Source organism: Streptosporangium carneum, assembly GCF_027922005.1.
Classification (GTDB): Bacteria; Actinomycetota; Actinomycetes; order Streptosporangiales; family Streptosporangiaceae; genus Streptosporangium; species Streptosporangium carneum.
In genome coordinates, this window is sequence record NZ_BSEV01000043.1 from 1 (window position 1) to 20039 (window position 20039).

Consider the following 20039-nt stretch of genomic DNA (forward strand, 5'->3'; position numbering starts at 1 on the left):
CGCCGGAGGGCGGTCGTCCTCCGGCGCGGGCCGACACCCGCGGTGGAACAGCACCGGCGGGTTTCCGAAAACGACCGGGCCGTACGGGGAGCCGTACACGCCGAACGCGACACGCACCGCATGGTGCGCGCCGATGTCGACGACCTCGACCGTGACACCGTCCAGCCCCTGAGGGGTTCCTCGACCGGCGCACCCTGGCCAAGACAGTCCGGCCAGCTCTGCGAGGTCGCTCCGCGCCACGAAGGATCTGAGGACTGCAAGCTTCGGAGGACACGATGAACAACGAGACGGCCGCACTGCTCTTCGATGTGGTCGAGCGTCTCCAGAAGAACATCGCCGCCTGTGACCGCCCCGCGATCGTCGCTCTCGAAGGAGAGCGGAGGCTCGTGCTCAGCGACTACGACTACCTCCGCGGCCCGCGGTCCGCCGTCTCGTTCGAGACGCGCGCAGCCGCCAGAGCACAGGAGATCCAGGCGACGCGATGGGTGTTCGCCGTCCCTTTGGTATGGGTCACCACACCTGACACCGTCTACAGCCGGGCCGTGTCCAACCATCCTCTACGCGAAGGGGAACAGGAAACGATCACCTGGATGAGTTTCCACGAAAGCGACGGCGTGGATTACGGGCGTGTCCCGTACGCACGCCGCCCCAGCGGAGAACCGGTGTTCGACGACCCGGAGATGTTCGCCGTAGGCGTGCGTCCTGCCCAGGCCATGCCGGGCTGCACACTCCTGCACGAACTCTTCCCGGGCGGATGAGGGGAGCCTCCTTGACGTGGGCCCCCTCGACCTGACTCTCACCTGGGACTTGGATCTCCTTTCTGCGGGCCGGTCGCTCACGGCGCCGGTCAGGCCGCGCCGCCGTGTGCCGGCCAGGCTGTGTCGTCGGCGGTCAGCCACGGCTCGTTCGCGGCGGCGGCGGGGGTCGTCCCGGTGAACGCGCGGACGTCGTGGTGAAGGTGGGACTGGTCGGCGTAACCGCCGTCCGCCGCCACCCGCGCGGGGGTGTGCCCACGCACCAGGCGGTGGACGGCGTGATCGAAGCGGACCAGCATGGCGGCGCGTTTGGGCGTCAGGCCGATCTGCGAGCCGAAGCGTGACCACATGCGCTGGCGGCTCCACCCGGTCCGGGCCGTGAGGTCGCTCACGCGGGCCCGGCCGCGGCTGGCGACGATCCGGCGCCAGGCCCAGGCGACCTCGGGATCGACCGGCCTGCCCGCCTGGAGCCGGGGGAACAGTTCCGTGTCGATCAGCGCGAAGCGCTCCGGCCAGGTTCGCGCATGGTGAAGCCGCTCCCGCAGGCGCGACGTGTCGCGGCCCCACAGGTCGTCGAGTGCGACGACCCTCCCGCGCAACTCCCCGAGCGGGAACCCGAGCACGTGGTGCGCGGCAAGCGGAGACAGGCGTATCTGCACGCACTCGACGCCGTCGGCGCGCACCTGGAACGCGCTGAAGGCGAGCCCGGCGGCCAGGCTCTTCAACCGCGTCCGGCCGGTCTCGCCGTGGACGTCGAACGAGCGGTCACCGAACTCGACGGCCACGGTGACGGCGGGATGAGGGATGGCTCGCAGTTCGGTCGGGCTGTCGCCGCCAATACGGAATCCGGCCATGTCGACACCGGGCAACGCGGTTGCCCGTGACGGTCGCGCGATCTCCCAGGCAGCGGTGGAGTCTGCCTCCCGGCGAACTGGTCGCACGCCTCGACTATACGAGCGGCTCGGCGGGGTCGACCAGCGCGTGAGACGGCGACATTTCTTCAAGACGCGTCGCGCCGCCACCGGGATGGTGTTGTCACCCGGACCGACCGACGGAGGAACCTTGGACGAGACGACCAGCCCGCAAGACCAACGCACCCACGGCCGCGCGGACGCGGCGCCGAGCGCCGCACGCGGGCTGCGGGCATGGAGTCGACGGCGACGGATCACGTCGCTGGCCGTCGCCGGACTGGTCGTCCTGCTGGCGGGGAACACGGTGTCAGTGCGCACGGAGACAGCCGAGGCCTCCGGCGAGCAGATCGTGCGCCTTCCCGGCGGGGACGTCCACGTCGTGCAGGACGGACCGCCCGGCGCGCCCGCGGTGGTGCTCCTGCACGGCCTGGCCGGCTCGGCGGCATGGTGGGATCCGGTGCTGCCGCCGTTGCGGGACCTGCGCGTGGTGCGGGTGGACCTGCTCGGGCACGGCGGATCAGCGAAACCGGTCGAGGGTTACGGCATCGCGGAGCAGGCACACCGGGTCGGGGCCGTGCTCGATCAGCTCGGGGTGCGCCGCGCGACCGTCGTCGGGCATTCCACCGGCGGCGCCGTCGCCACGTCGCTGGCCGAGCGGCGCCGCGACCTGGTGACGGCGCTCGTGCTGATCGACACCGGCCCGCGGGCTGACGCGTTCCTCGGCGACGGCTTCGTCGCCCGCCTGATGACCACGCCGGTGGCAGGGGAGCTGATCTGGCGACTGCGCACCGACGGCACGATCCGCGACGCGCTGAGCACCGCGTTCACCCGCGAGGTGCGGGTCCCCGACCAGATCGTCGCCGACATCCGGGGCATGACCTACCGCGGCCTCATCGCGACCGACGAGGCGTCCAGCGCGTACTTGAAGGAACGGCCCATCCCCGACCGGCTCGCCGGCCTCGGCCTGCCGACCCTGGTGATCTTCGGCTCCCAGGACCGGCGATGGCAGCCGTCCTCCGCCCAGGACTACCGGCGAGTCCCCCGCGCCCGGATCGAGATCCTCGACGGCGTCGGCCACACACCCATGTTCGAGGACCCCGGCGCCACCGGAGCCCTCCTGCATGACTTCGCCGTCGAAGCCGCGCCACGCTGACGAGGCGGAGCCCACCTGAAGATCGCTTTGCGGATCCGAAGCGATCTTCTCCCGGGTACGCCCTCGCCCCTAGCCCTCCTTGAACTGCTCCGCGTACTCGGCGGACGGCTCGATCGGCGTGATCACGTCGATCAGCACCCCGTTCGGATCGGCGACGATGAAGTGCCGCTGCCCGAAGCCCTCGCTACGCAGCTCCAGCTCGGGCCGCAGGCCATGCCGTACGACCAGCCGCTCCCACTCCGCGTCGACGTCCTCCACCTCGAAGTTGAGCAGCAGCCCCCGCACCGGCGCCCGGTACGCCTCGGGCAGTGTCGGGTGCTGGTGGTCGAGCAGGGCCAGTTCGTACGGCTGCGCGCCGGGCCGCCGCAGACTCACGTACCAGTCCGCCTCGAAGGTCGGCTCGAAGCCGAACAGGCCGACGTAGAAGTCCCGGCTCTCGGCCAGGCGCTCGGTGCAGACGACCGGATAGAAGCTGGTCAGGATCATGGCGAACCCCTTTCGCATACCGTCAGTACGCGAAAGCTATTTGGCGTACCATCGGTATGTCAACAGCGCGAGGAGCGACATGAGCAGAGCCGAGCAACGCGAACAGACCAGGCGCACACTGCTACGGGAGAGCAGGCGGCTGTTCACGGCCAAGGGCTACGGCGCCGTGGGCCTGTCCCAGATCGTCAACGCCGCCGGCGTCACCAAGGGCGCCCTCTACCACCACTTCGACGGCAAGGCGGCGCTGTTCCGAGCCGTCCTGGCGCAGGTGCAGGAGGAGGTCGGCCGGCGCGTGGCCGCGACCGCCGACGCCGAGCCGGACCTCTGGGACCAACTCGTCGCCGGATGCCACGCCTTCCTCACCGCGAGCGCCGACCCGGACGTCCAGCGGATCATGCTGATCGACGCCCCTGCCGTACTCGGCTGGAACGAGTGGCGCGCGCTCGACGAAGCCGCCTCGGCCCGCCACCTGTCCGACGCGCTGACTCACCTGATCGAGGCCGGCGTCATCGCCAGGCAACCGGTCGCCCCCCTGGTCCGCCTGCTCTCCGGCGCCATGAACGAGGCCGCCCTGTGGCTCGCCACCTCGGCCGACCCCGGCGACCTCGCCGACACCAAGGCCGCCCTCACCCGCATGCTGGAGTCCCTGCGCGGCTGACCGGCGGTTCAGCCGGGAAAACGACGAGATCCCGCCCGATCAAGCCGATCGGACGGGATCTCGTCACCTTCCCTCTCACGTCCTCCGGGAGTAGCCACAGGATCGGCGGCTCTCATTGCCGCCGTGATCGCCCGGGCGGTGCAGGCGGGCTCCGTCCCGATGGCGGCGCCTTCGACCGGCCGCGCTCTGGAGCCTCGTACCGGTCAGCGGCGGACGGCACGGAGAAGGCGGTTCGAAGGTGGACGGCGGCCGAGGCCAGGGCCTACCCGGCCACAGGACGGCGGCGGCGGCGATCGCGGAGATCGTCAACAGGACGCCCAGCAGAATTTCGAGAAGCGCAGTGGTCGACATCGAGCCCTCCCTCGACCTCGCTGTGGACATGTGACCACGAGGACGAAGGTCTTCCCACACCCCCATGTCGCACGAGGGCCACCCCGCCGGGTCTCCTTGTGCTCGAGGACCGTGATGACGATCGGGGTGTCGGACGGTGGGTACTCCCCTCCGCATTGAGTCCACTATCCGTGCAGCTCAGGCCCTAGTCAAATGCCCGCGACCATTCCCGGCCACCGCCCCAGGGGTAGAGCGCCGCCCAGGAAGTGGCCTAATCTGGGACGACGAGGGGAGTACTTCCCAAGAGCCGATCCGGTCAGTACGGACGTTTCGAAACGTCCCCGGGCGGCCGCCCGCAGGCGTGGGCGAAGGAGACCTCGAACAGCCGAGCGCGTTCGAGGAGATCTCATGCCCGCCGAGACAGTCCTGTCGGCAGCCAATCTTGAAACGATTGGTTCGCCGAAACTGTGGACGATCACTGTGGCAGCTCTGACGTTACTGCTGACCGTGGACTTCATACTGACACGGCGCCCGCACAAAGTGCGGATGCGCGAGGCGGTGGGCTGGTCGGTCTTCTACCTGGCACTGCCTCTGATCTTCGGCGTCTACGTATGGGGGGTCTTCGGGTCCGGTGTGGCGACGGAGTTCTTCACCGGCTACGTGGTGGAGAAGTCACTGTCGGTGGACAACCTGTTCGTGTTCATGCTGCTGCTGTCCGCCTTCGCGGTCCCGCCCGCGTTGGCCCAACGGGTCCTGCTGTACGGCATCATCGGGGCACTGGTACTGCGCGCGATCTTCATCGCCCTGGGGGCGGCCGTTCTGCAGAGCGGCACATGGGCGTTCCTGCTGTTCGGCGGGATACTGGTCGTCACCGCTGGGAAGATCCTCAAGGACGCGCTGAGCGGGAGGGAACAGACGGTCGACATCTCCTCCATGCGCACGATCCGGCTGCTGCGGCGCTTCGTGCCCGTCACCGACGACTATCGCGGCTCCCACCTGGTCGTTCGCGAGGGCGGCCGCCGCGCTCTGACCCCGCTGGCGCTGGCCATCGTGGCCGTCTTCGCCACCGACATCGTCTTCGCCGTCGACTCGGTGCCTGCGGTGTACGGCGTGACCGAGGACCCCTTCCTCGTCTTCGCCACCAACGCCTTCGCCCTGCTGGGCCTGCGAGCGCTCTACTTCGTGCTCCTGGGTGTCCTGACGAAACTGCGGCACCTGAACCACGGACTCGGCGTCATCCTGGCCTTCATCGGGATCAAGCTCGTTCTGCACTGGGCGCACGGCGTCTGGGCGTGGGTCCCGGAGATTCCTACTCCGATCTCGCTGGGGGTCATCGTCGCGGTCCTGATCACCGTCACGATCACGAGTGTGTACGTCAACCGCCGCGACGCGAATCCCGCCTCCTCACCCGCCGAACCCGAACCCCACTCGTGGCCGACGCACTAGATGATTGATTCCAAGGGCCAGCCGCAGGAAGACGCGGCTGCGGAGACAGGGCGAGGGTGTCGACGCTCAGCGTGTGACGACTGACATGGACACCCTCGCAGCAGATGCGTTTCATACTCCCGCTGTCAGCCCAGCGCCTTTCGCAGCAGCGCCGTCAACTGGTCCTGCTCGTCGGGTGAAAGTCGTCCGATCGCCGTGCGGGCGAAGGTGAAGGCTTCTGCGAACCGGTGGTTGACCTCGTCTCCTCGGGGGGTTCGCGCCACGAGTCGTGCCCGGCGGTCCCGGGGATTCGGTTCGCGGGCCACGAGGCCGAGCCCTTCGAGACGCGCCACGATCTGGGTGATGTTGGAGGCGTCGCAGCCGAGCTCCTCGGCCAAGGCTCCCATGCCGCGGCGCTCGTCGAGCCGCCCGAGCACACATGCCTGCGCCGAGCTGAGCGACAGCTCCGCCGCCGCCGCCTCGTAGGCACGGTCGTACACGTCGATCAGCTCGAACAAAACGGCCTCAGCCTTGGAGGAGGTGGCTACGGGTCCGTTTGGCAGCGCCATGGCGCCAGCCTAGAGGAGTTATTTGATTCACTCAAGCAGATGTGGTCCAATCAATACTTGATTCACTCAAGTAATGAAGGGGAGCCGATGGACAGCAGGGCTGAGCGCACAGCGGGCGGCGCGATCGTGGTGCCGCAGATGAACGCGGTCGTCCTTGACCGGTTCGGCGGCGTCGACGAACTCTCGTCACGCCGGATACCGCTCCCGGAGGTCGGCGATGACGACGTCCTCATCCAGGTGGAGTTCGCAGGGGTCGGGTCCTGGGACGCGGTCGAGCGGGAGGGGGAATACGACGGCGCTTTCGGCGTCGCGTCGGCCTTCCCCTATGTCCTCGGCTGGGACGCGGCGGGCACGGTGGCCGCGGTCGGCCGCAACGTCACCCGGTTCGACGTGGGCGAGCGTGTCTACGCTGCGACGATGCCGGTGCCGCGTGGTGGCTTCTACGCCGAGTACGGCCTCGTTGAGGCGGAGTTCGTGGCGCGCGTACCCGACCGGATGCCGACCGAGCAGGCCGGAGCGATGGCCTGGGACGCCCTGACCGCACTGAGCGGCCTCGATCTGCTCGACCTGCGGCCGGACGAGACGCTCATGGTCTTCGGGGCCAGTGGGGGCATCGGGCACCTGGCCGTACAGCTGGCGCGGCACAGCGGCATCCGCGTGCTGGCCGTGGCCTCTGGTGACGACGGTGTCGCCCTGGCCCGCCGGCTGGGCGCAGACGAGGCCGTCGACGGTCGCAAAGACGATGTGCTGGCTGCGGCGTCCGAGTTCGCGCCAGGCGGGCTCGATGCGGCTCTGGTCACCGCGGGAGGCGAGACCGCGGAACGGTCTCTTCGCGCGATCAGGAACTCGGGGCGGATCGCCTGGCCGAATGGCGTCCTGCCCGCGCCTGTGGCCTCGCCGGGTGCGACGGTGTCCTATTTTGACGGGGATCGAAGCCGCGCGGCCACCGATCGGCTGAACGCGATCATCGAGGCGAGCTCCTTCGAGGTCCACGTCGCCCGGACCTTCCCGTTCGGTCAGGTCAAGGACGCGCATCGCGCTCTGAACGATCACTATGTCGGGAAGCTGGCCCTCAAGGTCGGATAGGACGCGACAAGCCGCTCGAGGCTGCGGGGAAGCCTGCCGGCGGCTACGCCATCCGGGAAAACAGCGAGATCCCGTCCGATCGGAGTGATCAGACGGGATCTCGTCAACGTGCTTCAGGCCGTCTCGAGAACGGCCCTCTGTGGAGCTATGGGGATTCGAACCCCAGACCTCCTCCATGCCATGGAGGCGCGCTACCAGCTGCGCCATAGCCCCTTGCGACGCAGATGAAATCTTAGCCGACTCCGGACACCTCCCGCGCCATCACACCGGAGACGAGGGCGACGACGGCGGAGGCCGCGGCTCCGGCGGTGATGATCGCGAAGGACAGGAGATAGGCCCCGCGGGCGGGTACGGCTGTGCCCGCGACGGTGATCGAGGCCAGGAGCGCGGCGGTGACGGCGCCGGAGACGCTGCCCCCGATGGAGCGGACCAGGGAGTTGATGCCGCTGGCGATGCCGCTCTGGTCCATCGGCACGTGCTGTACGGCCAGCGCCCCCAGCGCCGCGTAGGCGACCCCGAACCCCAGGCCCTGCAGCGCGTTCGAGCCGAGCAGGTGGAGCACCGAGGTGTTGAAGAGCGCGAACCACCCGAATCCGGCCGCGGTGAGGGCCGCGCCGAGGGCCAGGGAGTTGGCGGGGCCGAGACGCGAGGAGAGGTGTCCGGCCATGGAGGACGAGAACAGCATGGTGACGGTGCTGGGCAGGGCGTACAGGCCCACGTCGAGGACCGATGCGCCGAAGCCGTACCCGACGGAGGCAGGCGTCTGGACGAAGCTGGAGACCAGGGTGAAGGAGCCGAACATCGCGAAGCCCAGCAGCAGCGCGGCCAGGTTGGCGGGCAGGGAGTGGCGGCCGACGAGCAGGTGGAGGCGGACCATCGGCGCCCTGAGCCTGAGCTGGCTGAACACCCACACCGCGCAGAGGACCGCCGCGCCCGCGAAGAGCCCGATCACGGGACCCGAGCCCCACCCCCAGTCGTTCCCCTTCGAGACGGCGAGCAGCAGGCAGACGAGCCAGGCGGACAGCAGCAGCGCGCCGACGAAGTCGGGGCGGCCTCCCGCGCGGGCTCCCGCGTCGTGGGCGCTCAGGGCGATGAGGACGATCGCGACCGCGCCGAGCCCCGCGGTGATCCAGAAGACCGGATGGTGGCTGCTGGTGCGGTCGGCGATGAGGCCTGTGACGATCATGCCGAGGTTGCCGCCGACCCCCATGGTCGCGCTGACCACTCCGATGGCCGTCATCACCCGGGCCCGCGGGAAGCTGTCCCGGATCATGCCGATGGCCAGCGGGATCAGCGCCGCCGACGCGCCCTGCAGGGCCCGCCCCGCGATCAGCACCGACAGGGAGTCCGACACGGCGCAGACCGCCGAACCCAGCACGAGCAGGCCGACGGTGAACAGGATCATCCGCTTCTTGCCGTACATGTCCCCGAGACGGGACAGCAGCGGCGTGGCCACCGCGCCCGCGAGCAGCGAGGCGGTGAAGACCCAGGTGACCTCGGCGACCTGCACCCCGAAGACGGTCATCAGGCGGGGCAGCAGCGGGATGACCACGGTCTGCTGGACGGAGACGATCATCCCCGCCACGGAGAGGGCGAGCAGGGTGAGCCAGAGCTGCCTGCCCTGCCGCACGGTGTCGGGCTCGGCGACGGCTACTCCTGCCACGTTTTCCCCCATTTCCAATCGACTTTCGCAATGAAATGGTAAATGCTCGTCAGAAAACGTCATCTCTCGGGTCATGTCACGTAATGGCTAGCGTGATACCTCTTGAGAGTCATGGTGGTTGAGTGCCTCGGCGGAGACCGTGCCGCCGCAGGCCAGGGCGTTCGCCCGATCCAGGGCGCCGCGACCGGCACGCGTGATCGGCACGCGTGATCAGGTGACTGTTTCCTGTCGGGGCGTCAGCCGACGGTCGTGCGCATGGTCAGCTCGGCGCCGTCCGCGGACAGGTCGAGGGTCGTGGTGACCGAGCCGAGCTGGGAGGTGCGGGACAGGTGGGTGCCGCCGCACGGGATGGCGACCTCGCCGGCGGGCAGGCCGCAGTGCCAGGCGCGGCGCGCGGTCAGCTCGGGCCCGGGGCTCTCGATCCAGACCGGGGCGTCGGCCTCGATCCACTCCTTGAGCCTGCCGTCGATCGTCCGGGTGATCTCCGTCAGGCTTTCGGCCAGCCCGTCGGCGGTGAACCCCTTGCGGCGCAGGGACTTTCCCAGCCGGTAGACGTCGCGGCTGCCACGGGGCAGGATCCGTGAGGAGGTGATGGCCGTCTGGTCGAAGTCGGGGTTGCCGAGGCCGTCCACGGCGACCTCCTTGCGCCACCGGTCGGCCAGCGCCGCGTTGAGCGCGAGGGCCGTGAGGTGACAGGCGGTGTGCCCGGCCGACAGCGCGTGACGACGCTCGGCGTCGACCACGAGCTCGACCTCCCCCTCCGGCACTGGTTCGCCGGTGACGTGGACGACCAGCCAGCTCCAGCCGGGGGCGCCGCGGCGCACCGGGATGTCCTCGCCGACGTGGACGGCTCGCTCGCCGTCGGCCACCGCTCCGGTCAGGCAGTCGGTCACCGCGATCCCGGCGATGGTTCCCAGGTCGGCGGGCTGGTCCGGCCAGGTGTGGTCGAGGGGGTGGAAGGGGGTCTCCGCCACGATCGTTCCGTGCGTGCCGCCCACGGGCACGGTCGCCAGCACCGCCGAGCGTCCTCGGATCCCGCCGTCCGGATAGCCGACGAGTGTCGATCCCCCGATTTCCATCCCCTCATCATGCCAGCACGACTTCTCCTGACATGCCGGTACGACTTGCGCCGCCCCCGAGGAGGCGCAAGCCGTACCGGTGAGGTGATCAGGCGGCGAGGACCCGCTCGTCCTCCAGGTAGCGGGCGCGGCCCGCGTACCAGCCGGTCGCGAACTGGACGGCGACCACCGCGAACAGCAGCAGGAACGGCGGCGTCCAGCTTCCGCTCGACTCGTGCATCACGCCGACGACCAGGGGGCCCGCGCCCGCGATGAGGTATCCGGCGCTCTGCCCGAAGGCGGAGAGCGCCGCGGTGGCCTCCGGGGTGCGGGTGCGCAGGGCGAGCATGGTCAGCGCCAGCGGGAACGACCCCATCCCGATGCCGACCAGGATGGCGAACACCCAGGCCGGGCCTGAGGGCGCGAGCCAGAGGCCGAGGAAGCCGATCGTGTAGAAGACCACGAACGCCGCCACGACGGGCCGCTGGTCGGCGAACTTCGAGGCGATCCAGGGCACGACCATGGAGACCGGGATGCCGATCGCGGTGAAGACGCCCAACACCAGCCCGGCCTGGCCGGTGGTGTAGCCGCCGTCGACGAGGATCTTGGGCAGGAAGCCGAACATGATGTAGGCGACCATGCTCTGCGTGCCGAAGTAGGCGGCGACCGCCCAGGCCAGCCTGCTCCTGATCAGGGTCCTCGGTCCGAGGTCCCTGCTGCCCGTGTCCCGCTCCGGCTCACTGCGCAACAGCGCAAGCCACGGAATGGCGGCGACAGCGGCCAGCGCCGCCCACACCCCGAGGGCAACGTGCCAGTTGCCGTCGGCGGCCCGCTCGATCGGCACGGTCGCGGCGGCCGCGAGCATCGTGCCGACCGCGAGGGCGGTGGTGTAGACGGTGGTCATGGTCCCGGCTCTGCCGGGGAAGTGACGCTTGATCAGGGTGGGGATGAGCACGTTGCCCACGGCGCCGCCGGACAGGGCGAGGGCGCTGCTGAACAGGAACACCTCGGCGGAGTGGACCATCGCCCGGATGAGCAGTCCCGCGCCGAGGGTGACCAGGGCGAGCAGCAGCAGCCTGTGCTCGCCCAGCCTCCTGGCCAGCGCCGGGGTCACGGCTCCGACCGAGGCGAAGATGAGCACGGGTAGTGTGGTGAGGAGTCCGACCCCGACGCCTGACATGCCCAGGCCGGACGAGATGTGATCGAGAACCGGTCCCACACTAGTGACCGCGGTGCGCAGGTTCAGTGCGGCGAGGACGATTCCCAGCACGAGCAACCAGGCCAGAGATCCAGTCGTGCCACCGGTGCGGCCCCGTGTCTGATGGGTTAGCACGCTCATGCGGGGGTCAGTCCTCCTTCAATCGATTCACCCAATCGTAGGATGATTGGCTGACTCCAACTGTAACAGGACCCAAAATCAAGTTTGTTCCTGGCACCAAAAACCCCTGACAACGTGAAAGCCGGACCACGCTCCCTCTTACAGAGCGTGACCCGGCTTTCTCACTCGTCAGGCGCGAGCGCGGGGGCTTCGGCGAACGCCGACGTCAGATGCGCGGCCCCGGGGTCGCGGGCGGCTCCTCACCGGGCCGCCGACCGGCTCCGGGCAGCGGGCCGCTGCCGGGCGGGGCCAGCGGGGACTGCGGCGGGTACTCCTGACCGACCGTGCGCGGGGGCGCCGGTTCGCCGAAGCCGTGACCGCCCTCAGGCCTGTCGGTCACACCGACGCCGCCGACGCCACCGGCACCGGCACCGGTCGCGCCCGTGCCCCGATCCTGCGGCCCCGGCACGTCGCCGCGCCAGGCGCCGGTCTCGCCGCCGCGTGCCTCGATGAACGTCTTGAAACGCTCCAGGTCGCCGCGGACGCGCAGCCGGACGATCTGCAGCCAGTCGCCGACGGTCTCGACGAAGCCCTCCGGGTCGTACTCCATCTGGAGCGTGACACGGGTGGTCTCCGGGGAGAGGTGATGGAAGGTGACCACCCCGGCCTGGTGCGGCCGGTCGACGGACTTCCACGCCACCCGCTCGTCGGGGTGCTGCTCGGTGATCTCGGCCTCGAACTCGCGGCGAACCCCCGAGATCTCGACGACCCAGGCCGTACGGGTGTCACTCAGCTGCTTGACCGACTCGACGCCTTCCATGAACTCGGGAAAGCTCTCGAACTGGGTCCACTGGTTGTAGGCCGTCCTGATCGGGACGTTCACATCGACGGACTGTTCGATCGTGCTCACAGGTCTGCCTCCCTCTTGTGGGTTCGGGGACCAGACCTGCCCGAGGAGACCGGAGCCTAACTATTTACGCCGCAAAAGCCAGTAAAGGCCGATGACCGGCAGGACGAGAGGGATGAACACGTAGCCGCTGCCGTACCCCGACCAGACCGTGGCGTGCGGGAAGGCCGCGGGGTCGGCCATGCTCAGTGTGCCGACGATGAGCACCCCCGCCAGCTCGATGCCGCAGGCGACCAGGGCGAGACGCCGGTTTCCCCTGGCCAGCGCCACGGTGAGCACGACGTAGACCACCGAGGCGAACGCCGAGAGCGCGTAGGCCAGCGGGGCCTCCTCGAAGCGCGTCGCGATCTGCACCGCCGCGCGCGCCCCCGCGGCCAGCGCGAAGACGCCGTAGACCGCGAGCAGCGCGCGTCCGGGGCCCGAGCCGATCGCCGGTTCGCTCATGCCGTTCCGTGCCAGATCTGGAGAAGCCGCCCGACCATGACGCAGACCGCGAAGGCTCCGACCGCGATCACAGCGGGTCCCCAGCGCGAGCGCTCGGCGAGCCCGAGGAAGGCCGCCGCGGGCGGGATCAGCAGGGTGCCCGCCAGGTAGCCGATCAGGGTCGCCGTCTCCCCTGCCCCCTCGCCGCCGATCACTCCGGCGACCGCGAAGCCCGCCTGGACCAGCAGGCCCACCTCCAGCACCCCGAGCGCGACGAGGATCACGGTCCCCATCGGCCTGTTCCGCACGGCGGTCACGATGCCGGACAGCATGATCAGCAGCGCCAGCACGATCAGGCCGGTCGCAAGTGGGCCGATCACCGGGACGTCACCGTGGCAGGAGGCATGACCAGTAGGGTACTGGCAGGTACCGTCGCCCTCCCCGCCGCGGCGCATACGCTGGTTCCATGGAGAGGATCCTGGTCAGCGCGTGCCTGGTCGGACGGAGAGTCCGCTACGACGGAGCCGCGAAGACCAGCGGCGACGCGCTGCTGGCCGCCTGGCGGCGGGAGGGGCGGCTGGTCCCGTTCTGCCCCGAGGTCGAGGGCGGCCTGCCGGTGCCGCGTCCGGCCTCCGAGATCGAGGGCGGCGCGGGAGGCGCGGCCGTGCTCGCGGGAGCCGCCCGGGTGCTCACGGCCGACGGGACCGACGTCACGCGGGCCTTCCTCGCCGGAGCCCAGGCGGCGCTCGCCGTGGCCAGGTCCTTCGGCGTCAGGGTGGCGATCCTCAAGGAGGGCAGCCCCTCCTGCGGAGGCCTGAGCGTCTATGACGGCTCCTTCCGGGGACGCCGTGTGCCGGGCGTCGGCGTGACCGCCGCCCTGCTCGAACTGCACGGCGTCTCGGTGTTCACCGAGGACCACGTCGCGGACGCCGCCGTACGGCTGCGCGAGCTCGCCGAAGCCCGGCCCCCCGACAGGTCCTAGTACTCCCAGACGTCGGTGCGGTTCTCCTTGCCGATGCAGAAGACCGCGGAGCCGTGCTGGCCCTGGACCAGGTCGACCCGGATCCAGCCGTCGGCCTGGGAGACCTGGCTCTCGAAACCCGCGTTGGGGCTCGCGGCGACCAGGCGGCACACGCCCGCCTCGATGCTGAACGAGACCGAGCCGTTCCTGGCGCTCACCACCCGCGTCCCCTCGTCCGCGAGCGCCGCCTGAGCCGAGGAACTGGGCGTGGCGGACGGCCTGGCGGCCTTGGGGGCGGCGGACGTCGTCTGGGCGGGTGGGGGCGCGGCGGTCGTGGACCTGACGGGGTTGGAGATCGTGGAGCCCTTCGAACGGGCCGGGTCCCGGATGGTGGTGTGCGGGGAGCCGGTGGTCCGCGTCTGGCGCGTGTCCCGGGTGGCGGTGACCGAGACGTCGGGCGCGGGGACGTGTCTGCTCCGCGAGGGCGAGGCGCTCGGCGTGCCGGGGGTCTCGCCGGGGCCGGTGGGGGTCGTGGGAACGAGCGGCGCGGCTCCCACCCGGGTGAGCGCGGAGTTGAGGGACTCGACCCTCGCGTCGTCGAAGACCTGGCTGCGCAGCACGTCACGGACTCCGAACCAGGTGATCGAGGCCGCCAGGACCGTGGCGCCACACCACACCGCTATGAATCCCATGGTTTGCCGCATGCGGTGAATTATTACCTCATGTGTCTCTTTGTTCACTACGGTTACGTCGTATGGCGACGGTTCTCGTGGTGGAAGACGACGAGTACGTGCGTTCCGCGATCATCCAGGAACTGGGCAGGCGTCAGCACGCCGTGCGCAGCGCGGGGCGGGCACTCGACGCGTTGCGGGAGATCACCCAGAATCCCCCCGACGCTGTGATCCTCGATCTCGGCCTGCCCGACCTGGACGGCTCAGAGGCCCTGAAGATGGTCCGCAGCGTGTCCAGCGTCCCGGTCATCGTGGCGACGGCCAGGGACGACGAGGCGGAGATCGTCCGCCTGCTGGAGGCGGGCGCGGACGACTACCTGGTCAAACCGTTCTCCGGCGACCACCTGAACGCCCGGCTTGACGCCGTGCTGCGCAGGGCCAGGGCGGCGACCCCGCCGCCGGTGCTGCACATCGGCGCGCTCGCGGTCGATCTCAACCGGCGCGAGGCCGCCCTTGGCGGCGCGCCGCTCACGCTGACCCGGCGGGAGTTCGACCTGCTCGCCTACCTCGCGGCCAGGGCGGACCGGGTCGTCTCCCGCAAGGAACTGCTCACCGAGGTGTGGCAGCAGTCCTACGGCGACGACCAGACCATCGACGTCCACCTGTCGTGGCTGCGGCGCAAACTCGGTGAGAGCGCCTCCTCCCCCCGCTACCTCCACACCGTGCGCGGCGTCGGCGTCATGCTGATCACACCGTCGTGAGACGGACCCTGGCCCTGCTCGCCGTCGCGGGAGCCTCGATGATCGCCCTGGCCTTCCTGATCCCGCTCGGGCTCATCGTCAGGGAGATCGCCCATGGCCGGGCGGTGGCGGAGGCGGAGCGGCAGGCGTCGGCGCTGGTCCCGGTGCTGGCCATCACCACGAACCCGGAACGGCTGACCCGCGCGGTGGCCAGCACCGGCGCGAAGGAGCGGATCGCCCTCCACCTGCCCGACGGCGGCTCGGTCGGCACGCTCAGGGCTCCGGCGGAGACCGTGGCCGCGCTGTCCCAGCTGACGCGGGCCGTGATCTGGGAGTCAGGCGACGACTACCTGCTGCTGCGTCCCGTCACCCTGGAGAACGGCCGGAGCGCCGTCATCGAGATCCTCGTGCCGTCCAACGACCTCACCCGGGGCGTCGCCGCGTCGTGGGCGGTGCTCAGCGGGGTCGCGGTGGTCCTGGTCGCGGGATCGGTGCTGGTCGCCGACCGCCTCGGGGTACGCGTGGTGCGCTCGGCGCGGCGCCTGGGCCGCGCGGCGGCCTCACTGGGCGCGGGCGACTTCAGCGTCCGGATCGCCCCCGAGGGACCCGCGGAACTGGCCGCCGCGGGAGAGGCCTTCAACACCATGGCCGACCAGATGGTCCAGCTGCTGGCCGCCGAACGGGAGATGGCCGCCGATCTGTCGCACCGGCTGCGCACACCGCTCACGGCCCTGCGGCTCAGCCTGGACCACCTGGGTCCGGAGGCCGAGCAGAGCCGCCTGGCCCTGAGCCGCCTGGAGTCCGAGGTCGACGAGATCATCGCGGCGGCCAGGCAGCCCTCCCGCGCGCCGGGGCTCGTCCACTGCGACGCCGCCCAGGTGCTGCGCGAGCGGCTGACCTTCTGGTCCGCCCTGGCGGACGACCAGCAGCGGCCGTGGCAGCTGATCGGCGCCGCGGAGCCGGTCAGGATCCCGGTCGCGGCGGCCGAGCTGAGCGCCGTGGTCGACGCGCTGCTCGGCAACGTCTTCCGGCACACCCCGGAGGGCGCGGCGTTCACGGTGACGCTGCACCAGGGCTCGGACACGGCCGGCATCCTGATCGCCGACGCGGGGCCGGGCATCGCCGACCCCGAGGCGGCGCTGCGGCGGGGAGCCAGCGGGTCGGGATCCACCGGGCTCGGCCTGGACATCGCCCGCCAGCTCGCCGAGGGCTCGGGCGGCACGCTGCGGATCGACGTCTCCGCCCTCGGCGGAGCCAGGGTGCAGCTGTGGTTCCGCACCGACCAGCGCGACCGCACCGCGCGTACGGCCAGGCGTCCCGCGGGGAAGCGGTGGTCGCGCGGGAAGCGCTCCTCACGGGAGACGGCCGAGAGGCGCTGAGAGGCCGGTGGGGGCGTCACAGGGTCGCGGCGCCCATGAGCCTGACGGGTCGCCCACCGCCCGTGTGGCGGCCCGCTAGGCCCCGTCGTGGACGATGCCCGGCCCCGGGTGATCCTGTCGTGAACAGAGCGGCCGGTCCCGTCGTGGGCGAGCACGCGGGACGTCGTGAGCGGAGCCGCCGATCCGGCCCCGTCGTGAACGGAGTCGCCGCCCGGCCCGTCGTGGACGGACGCGCCCGGGTGTCAGATCGGGGGAACGCCGACCGCCGGCCACACCTCATGACAGGTCATGGACGCGCCCCGTCCGTACGCCTCCTCGTACGCCCGCTCTCCGAGCGCCCTCCTGGTGGCCGCAGCCAGTCGCGCCACGTCGGCGTCGCCCGCCATGGCGCTGCCGCGCGTCGCCATGCCCGCGCCGAGCAGCAGGGCCGCCTGTTCCGCGTCCCCCTCCAGCAGCGCGACGCCTGACAGCAGCTCGGTCACCAGCGCCGCCGTCGCCACGTTGCGCTGGTTCGCGGCGGAGACCAGCACCCGGTGGTACCAGGCCAGTGCCGCCCGGGCGTCGCCCTCGGCCTCGGCGACAAGCCCGAGGCCGATCATGACGGTGGCCCGGGTCTCCTCGGCCCCGAACCACCCGGCGGAGCATCCGGCCAGCGCCGCCTCCCCCAGCCGCCGGGCCTCGGCCAACTCGCCCCGCGCCCTGGCGATGACGCCCAGCTCGTGGTTGGCCAGGGCGAGCACCTCGGACGCCCCGGTACGGCGGGCCAGCTCGGCCGCCCGCTCCGCGTCCTCCCGCGCCCCGTCCAGGTCGCCCGTCCGCGCCCGCACCCCCGCGCGCTGGCACAGGCGCTCGGCGATGTCCTCGTCGGCGCCGAGCTCCCGGGCCAGCTCGAGGGACTCACCGCACAGGGTTCGAGCACGCTCGACGTCACCCCGCCATTCGGCGATCTTGGCGAGCTCGGACAGGGCGACCGCCATCCCCCACCGCTCCCCGAGGGCGCGGAAGCCGTCCAGCCCGGCGGAGAGCCCGTGTTCGGCCTCGTCGATCCGCCCGGCGTACAGCACCCTCAGCCCCTCGCCGAGGTGGCCGAGCGCCTGACTCCACGGGTCGGCGCCGACGAGCTTGTGCCACTGGTCGCCCAGGTTCGCCTTCCGCGCCTCGGGGACGCCCATCGCCATGCCCAGCATCATGGTCAGGAAGGGCTGCCGGGGCGGGCCTCCCCTGGCCAGCATCGTCTCGACGGCGTTGTCCAGATGGGCGTCGAACTCGCTGCGGGATCCGCCCGACGCGATGCTCAGGACGCACAGGGTGTACTCCTCCTCGAACCCGTCGGGAGGGTGCGGACCGATCCTCCTGACGAGTTCCTCCGCGCGCGCCGCCCCCTGGCTGCGCATCCCGCGCAGCCACCAGTAGGGCGTCAGGGAGGCCAGCAACCGCAGCGCCCGCCCCGTGTCGGCGGCGTCCGCCGCCTCGGAGACCCGGTGGAGCGCGGCGTGCAGGTTGTCACGCTCGGCGTCGAGCGAGGCCAGCCACTCCAGCTGGCCGGCGGTGATCAAGCGTGGCTCCGCGGTCAGCGCCAGGCCGAGGAAGTGGTCGGCGTGCGAGCGCCTCAGCCGCTCCGTCTCCCCCGCCTCCGCCAGGCGTTCGGCACAGAACGCCTGGATCGTGTTGAGCATGCGGTAACGGTCTCCCGAGACCTCGACGAGGGACTTGTCCGCCAGGCCGGTCAGCGCCTCGACCACCTCGTCGTCGGGCAGCCCGCACACCGAGGAGACCGCCTCCAGGGTGGCGCCGCCGCTGAAGACCGTCAGCCACCTGGCCAGCGCCCGCTCCGTCTCGTCGAGCAGGTCCCAGCTCCACTCGACCACCGCGCGCAGCGTGCGGTGCCTCGGCTGCGCGGTACGGCTGCCGCGCGACAGCAACCGGAACCGGTCGTCCAGTCTTGCGGCCACCTCGGCGACCGGCAGCGACCGCAGCCGCGCCGCGGCCAGTTCGATCGCCAGCGGCTGCCCGTCGAGAGCCCGGCAGATCCGCAGGACGGCCTCGACGTTCGCCTCGTCGACGGTGAAGCCCGGCAGCACGGCGGCGGCCCGGTGCGCGAAGAGCTGGACGGCGGGGTAGTCGAGCGTCCGCGGCGCGGGCGTGCCCTGCGGCGGCACCGCGAGCGCGGGCAGCGGGCACAGGCTCTCTCCGGTGATGCCCAGCGCCTCCCTGCTCGTGGCGAGGATCCGCAGTCCGGGACACGCGCCGAGCAGGCGTCCCGCGAGCTCCGCCGCGGCCTCGACGAGATGCTCGCAGTTGTCGAAGACGAGCAGGACGCGACGCCCGGCGAGCGCGGCGATCATCCGCTCGACCGCGTCGGCCTGCGGCCTGCCCGCTCCCGGCGTCAGTCCCGTCTCGCGGAGCCCGAGCACGCCGAACACGGCCTGGGCGACCTCGGCCTCCCGGCTCAGCGGCGCGAGATCCACGAAGTGGACCTCCCCCGGCCGCCGCGCCGCCGCCTCGACCGCCAGGCGTGTCTTGCCCACTCCTCCCGGCCCCGTGAGAGTGACCAGGCGTCCCTCCTCAAGGAGCGCGCCGACCCGTGCCAGTTCCTCGCGCCTGCCCACGAAACTGGTCAGCTGCGCCGTGAGGGCGTGCCGTGCGACGGGTCCCGTCGCCGGGAGGACGGCCGTCTCCCGCCCGACCTGCCGGGTCCCGTCCCGCGGAGACGAATCCGTCCCGGACGCAGCCGGAGGCGGAGCCTGCCCGGACGCGACCAGGGGCGGAGCCGGGTCGGCCCCGAACGCCGCAGGACCCCGCGGCAGGTCCGCCCTGAGCACGGCCAGGTGCGTGGCGGCCAGCTCGGCCGTCGGCTCCGCTCCGAGCTCCTCGGCCAGGAGCCGCCTGACCTCCTCGTACGCGGCGAGCGCCTCGGCCTGCCTGCCGCTGCCGTACAGCGCCCGCATGAGCTGTCCCCGTAACCGCTCCCGCAGCGGGTGCACGGCCACCAGCGCCCGCAGCTCGGCCACCAGCGCCCGGTGCTCACCCGCCGCCAGCTCCGCCTCCGCGCGGTCCTCGAGCGCCGCCAGACGCAGCTCCTCCAGGCGCGTGACCTGCGCCGGCGCGAACGGAGCCTCGCCCACGTCGGGCAGGGCGGGCCCCCGCCACAGGCCGAGCGCCTCGCGCAGGAGCGCGGCGGCGCCCACCCCGTCGCCCGCGGCCATGACCCGACGTCCTCGCGCCGCCAGCCGCTCGAACCGGTGGACGTCGACGTCCTCCGGCCGCGCCGCGAGCCGGTAGCCCGCCGGATGGAACTCCACCGTGCCTGCGCCTCCCAGCGACTGCCTGAGCCGGGAGACCTGCGCCTGCAGCGCGTTGACGACGTTGCCCGCGGGGGCGTCGCCGTAGAGTCCGTCGATCAGCCGCTCCGCGGTGACCACCCGTCCCGCGTCGAGCGCCAGCATCGCGAGCAGCGCCCGCGTCCTCGGCCCGCCCACGGCGACCGGGCTCCCTTCGGCGTCCCGCACCTCCGTCGCGCCCAGCAAGCCGACCCACATGGCACCG

General features: G+C 71.3%; 19 protein-coding genes and 1 tRNA gene. 8 read left to right on the forward strand and 12 right to left on the reverse strand.

Annotation, left to right across the window (positions count from 1 at the left end):
- Positions 1 to 275 precede the first annotated feature (275 nt).
- A complete protein-coding gene (locus tag PKF00_RS41910; RefSeq protein ID WP_271223351.1) occupies positions 276 to 758 on the forward strand; it encodes a hypothetical protein in 483 nt (160 codons plus the stop codon).
- Between the two features lie 89 nt (positions 759 to 847).
- Here PKF00_RS41910 and PKF00_RS41915 read toward each other — a convergent pair whose 3' ends face one another.
- Entirely contained in the window at positions 848 to 1696 is an 849-nt protein-coding gene (locus tag PKF00_RS41915) for a helix-turn-helix domain-containing protein (protein WP_271223352.1), read from the reverse strand.
- Positions 1697 to 1817: 121 nt separating this feature from the next.
- Between PKF00_RS41915 and PKF00_RS41920 the strand changes: the two genes are divergently transcribed.
- On the forward strand, positions 1818 to 2819 hold the full coding sequence (locus tag PKF00_RS41920; RefSeq protein WP_271223353.1) for an alpha/beta fold hydrolase: 1002 nt from the start codon (positions 1818 to 1820) through the stop codon (positions 2817 to 2819).
- A 69-nt stretch (positions 2820 to 2888) separates the two neighbouring features.
- Here PKF00_RS41920 and PKF00_RS41925 read toward each other — a convergent pair whose 3' ends face one another.
- The gene (locus PKF00_RS41925) at positions 2889 to 3305 is read right to left on the reverse strand and encodes a VOC family protein (RefSeq protein ID WP_271223354.1); all 417 of its coding nucleotides are present in this window, start codon (positions 3303 to 3305) and stop codon (positions 2889 to 2891) included.
- Between the two features lie 79 nt (positions 3306 to 3384).
- On the opposite strand from PKF00_RS41925, the gene PKF00_RS41930 reads away from it, so the two are divergent.
- Both PKF00_RS41930 and PKF00_RS41935 read left to right on the forward strand, forming a co-directional pair.
- Positions 3385 to 3963 (forward strand): TetR/AcrR family transcriptional regulator, encoded by a 579-nt coding sequence (locus PKF00_RS41930; protein WP_271223355.1) that lies wholly within the window; start codon positions 3385 to 3387, stop codon positions 3961 to 3963.
- Positions 3964 to 4701: 738 nt separating this feature from the next.
- A complete protein-coding gene (locus PKF00_RS41935; RefSeq protein WP_271223356.1) occupies positions 4702 to 5739 on the forward strand; it encodes a TerC family protein in 1038 nt (345 codons plus the stop codon).
- A gap of 125 nt (positions 5740 to 5864) precedes the next feature.
- On the opposite strand, the gene PKF00_RS41940 is transcribed toward PKF00_RS41935, so the two are convergent.
- Positions 5865 to 6287 carry a MarR family winged helix-turn-helix transcriptional regulator gene (locus PKF00_RS41940; protein WP_271223357.1) on the reverse strand — a complete coding sequence of 141 codons (423 nt, stop codon included), beginning with the start codon at positions 6285 to 6287 and terminating at the stop codon, positions 5865 to 5867.
- A gap of 87 nt (positions 6288 to 6374) precedes the next feature.
- Between PKF00_RS41940 and PKF00_RS41945 the strand changes: the two genes are divergently transcribed.
- Positions 6375 to 7373: a quinone oxidoreductase family protein gene (locus tag PKF00_RS41945; RefSeq protein ID WP_271223358.1), complete on the forward strand. Its 999-nt coding sequence runs from the start codon at positions 6375 to 6377 to the stop codon at positions 7371 to 7373.
- A 140-nt stretch (positions 7374 to 7513) separates the two neighbouring features.
- Here PKF00_RS41945 and PKF00_RS41950 read toward each other — a convergent pair.
- From PKF00_RS41950 to PKF00_RS41980, 7 genes are all read right to left on the reverse strand, one after another.
- Positions 7514 to 7586 (reverse strand) — tRNA-Ala (locus PKF00_RS41950).
- A gap of 19 nt (positions 7587 to 7605) precedes the next feature.
- On the reverse strand, positions 7606 to 9036 hold the full coding sequence (locus PKF00_RS41955; RefSeq protein ID WP_271223359.1) for an MFS transporter: 1431 nt from the start codon (positions 9034 to 9036) through the stop codon (positions 7606 to 7608).
- 236 nt (positions 9037 to 9272) lie between these two features.
- Positions 9273 to 10115, reverse strand: a complete 843-nt coding sequence (locus tag PKF00_RS41960; protein ID WP_271223360.1) for an alanyl-tRNA editing protein — start codon at positions 10113 to 10115, stop codon at positions 9273 to 9275.
- A gap of 88 nt (positions 10116 to 10203) precedes the next feature.
- Complete coding sequence (locus tag PKF00_RS41965) at positions 10204 to 11433, reverse strand: CynX/NimT family MFS transporter (protein WP_271223361.1); 1230 nt, start codon at positions 11431 to 11433, stop codon at positions 10204 to 10206.
- Between the two features lie 205 nt (positions 11434 to 11638).
- Entirely contained in the window at positions 11639 to 12322 is a 684-nt protein-coding gene (locus tag PKF00_RS41970) for an SRPBCC family protein (RefSeq protein WP_271223362.1), read from the reverse strand.
- 60 nt (positions 12323 to 12382) lie between these two features.
- Positions 12383 to 12763 (reverse strand): hypothetical protein, encoded by a 381-nt coding sequence (locus PKF00_RS41975; RefSeq protein ID WP_271223363.1) that lies wholly within the window; start codon positions 12761 to 12763, stop codon positions 12383 to 12385.
- On the reverse strand, positions 12760 to 13122 hold the full coding sequence (locus PKF00_RS41980; protein WP_271223364.1) for a hypothetical protein: 363 nt from the start codon (positions 13120 to 13122) through the stop codon (positions 12760 to 12762). The genes PKF00_RS41975 and PKF00_RS41980 overlap by 4 nt, the downstream gene beginning before the upstream one ends.
- A gap of 86 nt (positions 13123 to 13208) precedes the next feature.
- Between PKF00_RS41980 and PKF00_RS41985 the strand changes: the two genes are divergently transcribed.
- Positions 13209 to 13724, forward strand: a complete 516-nt coding sequence (locus tag PKF00_RS41985; protein WP_271223365.1) for a 2-thiouracil desulfurase family protein — start codon at positions 13209 to 13211, stop codon at positions 13722 to 13724.
- On the opposite strand, the gene PKF00_RS41990 is transcribed toward PKF00_RS41985, so the two are convergent.
- Positions 13721 to 14407: a hypothetical protein gene (locus PKF00_RS41990; RefSeq protein ID WP_271223366.1), complete on the reverse strand. Its 687-nt coding sequence runs from the start codon at positions 14405 to 14407 to the stop codon at positions 13721 to 13723. The genes PKF00_RS41985 and PKF00_RS41990 overlap by 4 nt on opposite strands.
- Positions 14408 to 14457: 50 nt before the next feature.
- Here PKF00_RS41990 and PKF00_RS41995 point away from each other — a divergent pair, with 50 nt between their 5' ends.
- Together PKF00_RS41995 and PKF00_RS42000 are read left to right on the forward strand one after the other, a co-directional pair.
- A complete protein-coding gene (locus PKF00_RS41995) occupies positions 14458 to 15135 on the forward strand; it encodes a response regulator transcription factor (RefSeq protein WP_271223367.1) in 678 nt (225 codons plus the stop codon).
- The gene (locus PKF00_RS42000) at positions 15132 to 16493 is read left to right on the forward strand and encodes an ATP-binding protein (protein WP_271223368.1); all 1362 of its coding nucleotides are present in this window, start codon (positions 15132 to 15134) and stop codon (positions 16491 to 16493) included. The genes PKF00_RS41995 and PKF00_RS42000 overlap by 4 nt, the downstream gene beginning before the upstream one ends.
- A 242-nt stretch (positions 16494 to 16735) precedes the next feature.
- Here PKF00_RS42000 and PKF00_RS42005 read toward each other — a convergent pair whose 3' ends face one another.
- On the reverse strand, positions 16736 to 20032 hold the full coding sequence (locus PKF00_RS42005) for an AfsR/SARP family transcriptional regulator (protein ID WP_271223369.1): 3297 nt from the start codon (positions 20030 to 20032) through the stop codon (positions 16736 to 16738).
- Positions 20033 to 20039: the final 7 nt, after the last annotated feature.